This window comes from Pseudomonas sp. NFACC04-2, assembly GCF_900119265.1.
Classification (GTDB): domain Bacteria; phylum Pseudomonadota; class Gammaproteobacteria; order Pseudomonadales; family Pseudomonadaceae; genus Aquipseudomonas; species Aquipseudomonas fluorescens_AA.
In genome coordinates this window covers 82031-91624 of sequence record NZ_FPJC01000024.1, presented here as the reverse complement: position 1 = coordinate 91624, position 9594 = coordinate 82031, and the positions used below count along the sequence as shown (strand labels likewise).

Annotated in this window: 8 protein-coding genes; 6 read left to right on the top strand and 2 right to left on the bottom strand. The window is 57.9% G+C overall.

Features of this window, described 5'->3' with window-relative positions; genetic code table 11:
- Positions 1-397: 397 nt before the first annotated feature.
- A complete protein-coding gene (locus tag BT125_RS24545; RefSeq protein ID WP_072411243.1) occupies positions 398-1618 on the bottom strand; it encodes a CaiB/BaiF CoA transferase family protein in 1221 nt (406 codons plus the stop codon).
- A 13-nt stretch (positions 1619-1631) separates the two neighbouring features.
- Entirely contained in the window at positions 1632-2813 is a 1182-nt protein-coding gene (locus BT125_RS24540; protein ID WP_014335919.1) for an acyl-CoA dehydrogenase, read from the bottom strand.
- 156 nt (positions 2814-2969) lie between these two features.
- Here BT125_RS24540 and BT125_RS24535 point away from each other — a divergent pair, with 156 nt between their 5' ends.
- The 6 genes from BT125_RS24535 (at position 2970) to BT125_RS24510 (ending at position 9425) form a co-directional block, all read left to right on the top strand.
- Positions 2970-3866 (top strand): LysR family transcriptional regulator, encoded by an 897-nt coding sequence (locus tag BT125_RS24535; RefSeq protein ID WP_072411241.1) that lies wholly within the window; start codon positions 2970-2972, stop codon positions 3864-3866.
- Positions 3867-4300: 434 nt separating this feature from the next.
- Positions 4301-5422 (top strand): Re/Si-specific NAD(P)(+) transhydrogenase subunit alpha, encoded by a 1122-nt coding sequence (locus BT125_RS24530; protein WP_072411239.1) that lies wholly within the window; start codon positions 4301-4303, stop codon positions 5420-5422.
- A 15-nt stretch (positions 5423-5437) separates the two neighbouring features.
- Entirely contained in the window at positions 5438-5761 is a 324-nt protein-coding gene (locus BT125_RS24525) for an NAD(P) transhydrogenase subunit alpha part 2 (protein ID WP_003187010.1), read from the top strand.
- Positions 5761-7197, top strand: coding sequence for an NAD(P)(+) transhydrogenase (Re/Si-specific) subunit beta (locus BT125_RS24520; RefSeq protein ID WP_072411236.1), 1437 nt, complete (start codon positions 5761-5763; stop codon positions 7195-7197). Before BT125_RS24525 ends, BT125_RS24520 begins: the two co-directional genes overlap by 1 nt.
- Before the next feature lie 199 nt (positions 7198-7396).
- Positions 7397-8890, top strand: a complete 1494-nt coding sequence (locus tag BT125_RS24515) for an acetyl-CoA hydrolase/transferase family protein (RefSeq protein WP_072411234.1) — start codon at positions 7397-7399, stop codon at positions 8888-8890.
- A 319-nt stretch (positions 8891-9209) separates the two neighbouring features.
- Positions 9210-9425 (top strand): DUF1127 domain-containing protein, encoded by a 216-nt coding sequence (locus BT125_RS24510; protein WP_003187014.1) that lies wholly within the window; start codon positions 9210-9212, stop codon positions 9423-9425.
- Positions 9426-9594: the final 169 nt, after the last annotated feature.

Below are 9594 nucleotides of genomic sequence, written 5' to 3'. Positions count from 1 at the left end.
AAAGTTTCGCTTCGGAAACCTCAACAACTTCAACCACTTGCGCTTCCGATCTCTCGTTAGCGGGAGGCGAATTCTACAGCGTTACTCGCTGCTGTCAACACCTCTTTTTCACCGCTTTCGACCGAGAAGATCGAACCGCCGATAGAGCCAAACAACACCGCCCTACCTGCTCCTTCCGGACTTCGATGAACTGAAGCCCTGCACCTTCGAAACCTACTTAACTCGTTGAATCTCAAGGAGTTTTCCGTTTCGACTGCGCCGGAAGTGGGGCGAATTATAGACTTCCAGAATCTGCCGTCAACCCTTAATTTCGCTTTTCTATCAATAAGTTGCGCAGCACCGACTAACCTGTTGGCTTTTGCCCTTTAACCACCCTCCTCTATATAGAAGAGAAGACTCACAGGACCCCAGCCTCTCTGAACGCCAGCACCGCAGCCTCGTCCAACCCCAACACTCGCTGCAGCACCTCCAACGTATGCTCTCCTAATAAAGGAGGCGCATGGCGATACTCCACCGGCGTTTCGGACAGTCGAATCGGACTGGCCACCTGTGGCACTTTACCGGCCAGCAGGTGAGGCAATTCCATCGCCAACCCACGAGCCTGTACCTGAGGATCGGCAAACACCTGGGCCAGGTCGTTGATGGGCCCACACGGCACACCAGCCTGCTCCAACTGAGTCACCCATTCAGCGGTGGTCTTGAACACCGTCGCCTGGCGAATCAACGGAATCAATACCGCCCGGTTCGCCACCCGTACCTTGTTAGTGGCAAAACGCGGATCATCAGCCCACTGCGGTTGACCAGCAACCTCAGCGAACTTTCGGAACTGGCCGTCATTACCTACCGTCAGGATGAAATCGCCATCAGCCGTAGGAAAATCCTGATAAGGCACGATGTTCGGATGAGCATTACCCAGCCGCTTTGGCGCATTGCCCGTGGTCAGGTAGTTCATCGCCTGGTTGGCCAGGCAAGCCACTTGAACATCCAGCAGGGCCATATCGATGTGCTGCCCGCCACCGGCATGATCACGATGGGCCAACGCCGCCAGAATGGCAGCGGTCGAATACAGCCCCGTGAGGATATCCGTCAGCGCGACCCCCACCTTCACCGGCCCCGCGCCCTCATCGCCTTCAGGGCGACCAGTCAGGCTCATCAAGCCCCCCAGCCCCTGGATCATGAAGTCATACCCGGCGCGCTTGGCGTAAGGACCGGTCTGGCCAAACCCGGTTATCGAGCAATAGATCAATTGCGGATTGATCGACTTTAGCGAGTCATAATCCAAGCCATACGCCGCCAGGCCGCCCACCTTGAAGTTCTCGATCAGGATGTCGGACTTGGCCGCCAGCTCTCGTACCAGCCGCTGCCCCTCCGGCCGCGTGAAGTCGATGGTCACCGACTGTTTGTTGCGATTGGCTGAAAGATAATAAGCCGCCTCGGTCGTGTTCTCGCCTCGGGCATCCTTCAGGAAGGGCGGCCCCCAGGCGCGCGTATCGTCACCATTGCCGGGACGCTCGACCTTGATGACATCTGCCCCCAGGTCAGCCAGGATCTGTCCGGCCCACGGCCCAGCCAATACCCTCGATAAATCCAATACCCGCAGATGCGAAAGCGCGCCCATGACGGTTCTCCAATTAGTAGAACGCCTGGATACCGGTTTGCGCACGCCCCAAAATCAGCGCATGCACATCGTGCGTGCCTTCATAGGTGTTCACGACTTCCAGGTTCACCAGATGACGCGCAATGCCGAACTCATCGGAAATACCGTTGCCGCCCAGCATGTCCCGCGCCATGCGGGCAATATCCAGGGACTTGCCGCAGGAGTTGCGCTTCATGATAGAGGTAATCTCGACCGCCGCCGTCCCCTCATCTTTCATACGCCCCAGACGAAGGCATCCCTGCAGGGCCAGCGTGATTTCAGTTTGCATATCGGCCAGTTTCTTCTGGATCAACTGATTCGCAGCGAGCGGACGACCAAACTGCTGGCGGTCCAGCGTGTACTGGCGTGCGGTATGCCAGCAGAATTCAGCGGCTCCCAGGGCGCCCCAGGAGATGCCGTAGCGCGCCGAGTTCAGACAAGTAAACGGGCCCTTCAGGCCACGGACATCCGGGAAGATGTTCTCCTCCGGAACGAATACGTTGTCCATGACGATTTCGCCAGTGATCGAGGCGCGCAGCCCGACCTTGCCATGAATGGCCGGCGCACTAAGCCCCTTCCAGCCTTTTTCGAGAACGAAGCCGCGGATATCACCGGCGTCGTCCTTACCCCAGACGACAAATACGTCAGCGATCGGGCTGTTGGTGATCCACATCTTGCTGCCCGTCAGGCTGTAGCCGCCTTCCACTTTGCGCGCACGAGTGATCATCGCACCCGGGTCGGAACCATGGTTCGGCTCAGTCAGACCAAAGCAGCCGATCCATTCACCGGACGCCAGCTTCGGCAAATACTTCTGTTTCTGCGCCTCAGTCCCGAATTCGTTGATCGGCACCATGACCAGCGAAGATTGCACGCTCATCATCGAGCGATAACCGGAATCGACCCGTTCTACCTCACGAGCGATCAGGCCATAGCTGACATAGTTCAACCCACTGCCGCCGTACTGTTCAGGAATGGTTGCCCCCAGCAGGCCGACTTCACCCATCTCGCGGAAAATCGCCGGGTCGGTTTTCTCATGACGGAACGCTTCCAACACTCGCGGAGCGAGCTTCTGCTGGGCGAACTGCTCGGCAGTGTCGCGGATCATGCGTTCTTCTTCGGTGAGCTGCTGATCCAGCAACAACGGATCGATCCAGTTGAAGCTCGCTTTACCGGCCATGAAAGAGTCCTCGCCAATTAAATGAAAATCGTGGATTGATCCTAGGCGCGGTTTCCTACAAGGGCAAACGAGGATTACGCACTAATCTGTGCTAATTTCTCACTCCGTAAACGCTACGAACCCCGTTTACATAGGCATTGAGTGAGGCTTACGTACATGCGCCGTAAAATCCCCAGCACCGCCGCGCTGGTCAGTTTCGAGGCTGCCGCGCGCCATGAAAGCTTCACCAAGGCAGCGCAGGAGCTTTCTCTCACGCAAGGCGCTATCTGCCGACAGATTGCCAGCCTGGAGGACTTCCTCAGCGTGGAGCTTTTCCGACGCTCGCGCCGCGGCGTCAAACTGACCGAAGCAGGTCTTTCCTACAGCCGACGCGTTGCCACCCAACTGGATGCCGTCGAGCGCGACACACTTTCAGTGATGGGGCACACCGGTGCGAACGTAATCGAACTGGCCGTGGTGCCGACCTTCGGCACCCAATGGTTGCTGCCACGTCTCAAGGACTTCCAGCAGCAGCACCCGGAAGTCACCGTCAACCTGACCAACCGCACGCGCCCCTTTCTCTTTGCCGATACCGAGTTTGACGCCGCCATCTATTTTGGCGATGCGGACTGGTCCGGTACCGAATCCCACAAGCTGATGGGCGAAAATCCGATGCCGGTATGCAGCCCCGCCCTGCTAGACGGTCGCAAGGGCCTGACACCAGAGGCGATCTCCGAACTGCCCTTGCTCCAGCAGACCACGCGTCCGTATGCGTGGCGCCAGTGGTTCAACGCCCAGAACTTGAATATTGCGCGGGACCTGACAGGGCCGCGTTATGAACTATTCTCCATGCTCGCCCAAGCGGCTATGCACGACATGGGTATCGCGCTGATTCCGCCCTTTTTGATTCAACGCGAATTGGCAGAGAAACGACTGGTCGTGGCCAACCGTAATGCGCTGTCGAGCATCAAGGCCTACTACCTGATGATTCCAGAGCGAAAGGTCGAATCCGCCTCCCTTCGAGCTTTTCGTGACTGGCTCGTGAAACAAGCCAATAGTTATCTTCTTGATTGATAAGGAAAAAATAAAAACCAACCTAGGTAGTCAACTAACAAAAGTCGCTACAGATATAAGTTTATGTCGCATTCAGTCAATCTGTTATCAAGTTCGTGCAGTAGTCTCCAAAGCGTCTAAATACATGGCTTCGAGCCATATCGCGCAACGCATCAGCGCTCATTCATCTGGCCAATGGGAAAAATTGTCAATTTGAACCTGAATCCTTGGAAAGCGCGGCCCACAAGGGCTGTCGATCGATAATTGCGACATTCGGTCACAGGGTGACTTGTAGTTAATTTTCCGTCACCCGTCATAATCCCTTGAAGGGCTGAATTTTCGCCTGCAAAATGCCGCGCCCCGCCTGGTTTGGCGGGATCGTGCTGATCGGCCGCCCCAGCCGCACCATCCGAAGTGCCTGGGTTTACTCAATAAGATCACGCAGGAGATTTGACGTGCACATTGGTGTTCCCCTCGAAACCCAAACGGGTGAAACACGGGTTGCTGCTACCCCGGAAACCATCAAGAAGTTGATCGGCCAAGGCCATAAAGTCACTGTCCAAAGCGGCGCCGGTATCAAGGCCAGCGTTATTGACAGTGCCTATGAGGCAGCGGGCGCAACCATTGGCAGCGCCAGTGATGCATTCGGGGCCGAGCTGATTCTCAAGGTCGTGGCCCCAAGCGACAGCGAACTGACGCTGATCAAGAGCGGCACCGTTCTGGTGGGCATGCTCAATCCGTTCAACAACGAAACCATCGCCAAGCTTGCCGAGCGCGGCATTACCGCTTTCGCCCTTGAAGCCGCGCCACGTACTTCCCGCGCCCAGAGCCTGGATGTGCTGTCGTCCCAAGCGAACATCGCCGGTTACAAAGCCGTGTTGCTGGCCGCTCACTACTATCCGCGCTTCATGCCGATGCTGATGACTGCCGCGGGTACCGTGAAAGCCGCGCGCGTGCTGATTCTCGGCGCAGGCGTGGCCGGGCTGCAGGCGATTGCCACGGCCAAGCGCCTGGGCGCTGTGATCGAGGCTTCGGATGTGCGGCCGGCGGTCAAGGAGCAAATCGAGTCCCTCGGCGCGAAGTTCGTCGATGTGCCTTACGAGACCGACGAAGAACGTGAATGCGCCGTCGGCGTCGGCGGTTACGCCCGGCCGATGCCGGCCAGCTGGATGCAGCGCCAGGCCCAAGCCGTGCACGAGCGCGCCAAACAGGCTGACATCGTTATCACCACCGCACTGATTCCGGGCCGCAAGGCGCCGACGTTGCTGAGCGCCGAAACTGTCGCGCAGATGAAACCCGGCTCGGTGGTCATCGACCTCGCGGCAGCCCAGGGCGGTAACTGCCCGCTGACCGTGGCTGATCAGGTCGTGATCGAGAATGGCGTGACCATTTGCGGCCCGACCAACCTGGCCGGTGAAGTCGCGGCCGACGCTTCGGCGCTGTACGCCCGTAACCTGCTGGACTTCCTGAAGCTGGTCTTCACCAAGGAAGGTCAGTTCGACGTGAACCTGGAAGACGACATCGTCGCCGCGTGCCTGATGTGCCGCGACGGCCAAGTCATCCGCAAAAACGCCTAAGCAGGGATTCAGACAATGGAAGAGCTCATCTCCCCCGGTATCTACAACCTGATCATCTTCGTGCTGGCGATTTATGTCGGTTACCACGTGGTCTGGAACGTAACGCCCGCGCTGCACACGCCGTTGATGGCGGTGACCAACGCCATTTCGGCGATCGTGATCGTCGGCGCCATGCTCGCCGCCGCCCTGACCGTGACCCCTTTGGGCAAGACCATGGGCACCCTCGCCGTGGCCCTGGCCGCGGTGAACGTCTTCGGTGGCTTCCTCGTGACGCGCCGCATGCTTGAGATGTTCAAGAAAAAAGCCCCGAAAGCCGTAAAAGAAGAGGCGCCCAAGTAATGAGCATGAACCTGGTAACGACGCTCTACCTGATCGCGTCGATCTGCTTCATCCAGGCCCTCAAAGGCCTGTCGCACCCCACCACCTCCCGCCGAGGCAACCTGTTTGGGATGCTTGGCATGGCGTTGGCGGTGCTCACTACCGTGGGCCTCATTTATAAGCTCGGTGCTGAGCTGGCTACCGCCGGTATCGGCTACGTCATCGTCGGCCTGCTGGTTGGCGGTACCGCCGGTTCGATCATGGCCAAGCGTGTCGAGATGACCAAGATGCCTGAGCTGGTGGCGTTCATGCACAGCATGATCGGCCTGGCGGCGGTGTTCATCGCGATTGCCGCTGTCGTCGAGCCGCAGTCCCTGGGTATCGTCAAGCAATTGGGTGATTCGATTCCAGCCGGTAACCGTCTGGAACTGTTCCTCGGCGCGGCCATTGGTGCAATCACCTTCTCCGGTTCGGTGATCGCGTTCGGCAAGCTTTCGGGCAAGTACAAGTTCCGCCTGTTCCAGGGCGCACCGGTACAGTTCGGTGGCCAGCACAAGCTCAACCTGATCCTGGGCCTTGCCACGCTGGGCCTGGGCCTGACCTTCATGTTCACTGGCAACCTCGGCGCGTTCGCCTTGATGCTGGCCCTGGCCTTTATCCTGGGTGTGCTGATCATCATCCCGATCGGCGGCGCGGACATGCCGGTGGTGGTGTCGATGCTCAACAGCTATTCCGGCTGGGCCGCAGCGGGTATCGGCTTCTCGCTAAACAACTCGATGCTGATCATTGCCGGTTCGCTGGTGGGCTCGAGCGGTGCGATCCTCTCGTACATCATGTGCAAGGCGATGAACCGTTCGTTCTTCAACGTACTGCTCGGCGGTTTCGGCAACACAGCAGATGCTGCTGGCCCGGCAGGCTCCAAAGAAGCCCGTCCGGTGAAGTCCGGCTCTGCAGACGATGCCACTTTCCTGCTGACCAACGCCGATACGGTGATCATCGTGCCAGGCTATGGCCTGGCGGTGGCCCGGGCGCAGCACGCGCTTAAAGAGCTGACCGAGAAGTTGACCCACCACGGGGTGACCGTCAAATACGCGATCCACCCGGTGGCCGGTCGCATGCCCGGGCACATGAACGTCCTGCTGGCCGAGGCCGAAGTGCCTTACGATCAGGTGTTCGAGATGGAGGACATCAACTCCGAGTTCGGCCAGGCCGACGTGGTGCTGGTGCTGGGCGCCAACGACGTGGTCAACCCCGCGGCGAAGAACGATCCGAAGTCGCCGATTGCCGGCATGCCGATCCTCGAAGCGTTCAAGGCCAAGACCATCATTGTCAACAAACGCTCGATGGCCAGCGGCTATGCGGGCCTGGACAACGAGCTGTTCTATCTCGACAAGACCATGATGGTGTTCGGTGACGCCAAGAAGGTCATCGAAGACATGGTCAAAGCGGTGGAATAACCTTCGCCGCTTCACCCAAAACGCCCCGACCTGTCGGGGCGTTTTGATTTGCATCAAGGCAAAATATTACCGATCCGGTAATGATGTTTTGTCCGAAACGCCCGTAATAGACGCCTGAAATGCGACCTTTGTAGCGGGTCGGGCACAGCGCTAATTCACTAGACTGCGCATCTTGCTTTCCAGCCCGAGATAACCACCTATGTACCGTGATCGCATCCGCTTGCCTTCGTTATTGAATAAAGTGATGAGCGCTGCCGACGCAGCCTTGTTGATTCAGGACGGCATGACCGTCGGCATGAGCGGCTTTACCCGCGCCGGAGAAGCGAAAGCAGTGCCCCACGCCCTGGCTGAACGCGCCAAGATCACCCCGTTGAAGATCAGCCTGATGACCGGTGCAAGCCTGGGCAATGACCTCGACAAGGAGCTCACCGAAGCCGGTGTACTTGCGCGGCGCATGCCGTTCCAAGTCGACAGCACGCTGCGCAAGGCGATCAACGCAGGCGAGGTGATGTTCATCGATCAACATCTCTCGGAAACTGTCGAGCAACTGCGCAACGGCCAGCTCAAACTGCCCGATATCGCCGTGATCGAAGCCGTGGCCATTACCGAGCAAGGACATATCGTACCCACCACATCGGTGGGTAACTCAGCCAGCTTCGCCATTTTCGCCCGACAAGTGATCATCGAAATCAATCTGGCTCACAACCCGAATCTGGAAGGGCTGCACGACATCTATATCCCGACCTATCGCCCCACCCGTACACCTATCCCTCTGGTGAAAGTCGACGACCGTATTGGCAGCCCCGCCATTGCGATCCCGCCGGAAAAAATCGTCGCCATTGTCATTACCAACCAAGGGGACTCGCCTTCGACCGTCGCGCCACCGGACAGCGACACCCAGGCCATTGCGGATCACCTGATCGATTTCTTCAAGCAGGAGGTTTCGGCCGGACGCATGACCAACAAGCTAGGGCCGTTGCAGGCTGGGATCGGCAACATCGCCAATGCCGTGATGTGCGGACTGATCGATTCCCCGTTCGAAGACCTGACCATGTATTCCGAGGTTTTGCAGGACTCGACATTTGACCTGATCGACGCCGGCAAGCTGAGTTTCGCCTCCGGCAGTTCGATCACGCTGTCGGGTCGACGTAATGCCGACGTGTTTGGAAACCTGGAAAGGTACAAGGACAAACTGGTCCTGCGCCCACAGGAAATCTCCAACCATCCCGAGGTCGTACGTCGCCTGGGCATCATTGCTATCAATACCGCACTGGAGTTCGACCTATACGGCAACGTCAACTCCACTCATGTCTGCGGCACGCGGATGATGAATGGCATCGGCGGCTCGGGGGATTTCGCCCGCAATGCTCACCTGGCGATTTTCGTCACCAAGTCGATTGCCAAGGGTGGGGCCATTTCCAGTGTCGTGCCGATGGTCAGCCATGTGGACCATACCGAACATGACGTCGACATCCTGGTGACCGAGATCGGTCTGGCCGACCTGCGGGGCCTGGCGCCAAGGGAACGCGCGCGAGTGATCATCGACAATTGCGTGCACCCCACCTACCGCCAGGCCTTGAATGAGTATTTCGACGCCGCGTGCGCCGTGGGCGGACATACCCCGCATATTCTGCGCGACGCACTGAGTTGGCACCTGAACCTCGAAGAAACCGGATGCATGTTGGCCGTCTGATACAGCTGGATCACCGCTATCGCAAATACAGTTTTGGTTGAGGGCCCTCACACGCGCCTAAACCGGCAAAAACTGTACTGCTGTACCGGTGTTTTCTTACAGTCTTTTCCCACAAAACATCCAGCATCATGCAAAAACGCACTAATATTGTGCAGACAGGTACAGTTGCCTCAATATCGACCAGTACACCGCTCTTTAACAGTTAACTGGTCTCTCACAATACAGGTGAACTGTATCTAGAGAGACTCGCCAAACGAGAGGATCATGGGCACCAGTCAAACCACTACCTAATCCCGCCACAAGCGGAAGGATGTCAACCATGGAACGTACACTCAGTTCCGAGCTGTTTTTCGAAGACAAAGCTGAAAAAAACCAGGCTTCCCTGCCTCTTCGCGTTATCGCCAACCTGATGTTGTGGCAGCGCCGCATCGCCAGCCGTCACCAACTGGCTCGTCTGGATTCGCGCCTGCTGGCTGATGCCGGTATCAGCGAAGCACAACGCTACGAAGAGCTGAGCAAGCCGTTCTGGCGCTAACTCAGCGTCGCTGGCCCTGACCCACCGGGTCCACCGCCAGCACCGAATTGAACACACAAGACCCGTCGCGGGTAACCGCGACGGGTCTTGTCGTTTCCGGGCCTGATTTTGACGAAAGCCTTGGAGCCATAACAGTTTAAACAATACATAAAATGTACCAGTACAGTAA

What these genes read in the sequence shown, in the direction of transcription:
- BT125_RS24545 (WP_072411243.1), bottom strand. Translation starts at nt 1,618, where the DNA reads ATGGGCGCGCTTTCGCATCTGCGGGTATTGGATTTATCGAGGGTATTG.
- BT125_RS24540 (WP_014335919.1), bottom strand. Translation starts at nt 2,813, where the DNA reads ATGGCCGGTAAAGCGAGCTTCAACTGGATCGATCCGTTGTTGCTGGAT.
- BT125_RS24535 (WP_072411241.1), top strand. Translation starts at nt 2,970, where the DNA reads ATGCGCCGTAAAATCCCCAGCACCGCCGCGCTGGTCAGTTTCGAGGCT.
- BT125_RS24525 (WP_003187010.1), top strand. Translation starts at nt 5,438, where the DNA reads ATGGAAGAGCTCATCTCCCCCGGTATCTACAACCTGATCATCTTCGTG.
- BT125_RS24520 (WP_072411236.1), top strand. Translation starts at nt 5,761, where the DNA reads ATGAGCATGAACCTGGTAACGACGCTCTACCTGATCGCGTCGATCTGC.
- BT125_RS24515 (WP_072411234.1), top strand. Translation starts at nt 7,397, where the DNA reads ATGTACCGTGATCGCATCCGCTTGCCTTCGTTATTGAATAAAGTGATG.
- BT125_RS24510 (WP_003187014.1), top strand. Translation starts at nt 9,210, where the DNA reads ATGGAACGTACACTCAGTTCCGAGCTGTTTTTCGAAGACAAAGCTGAA.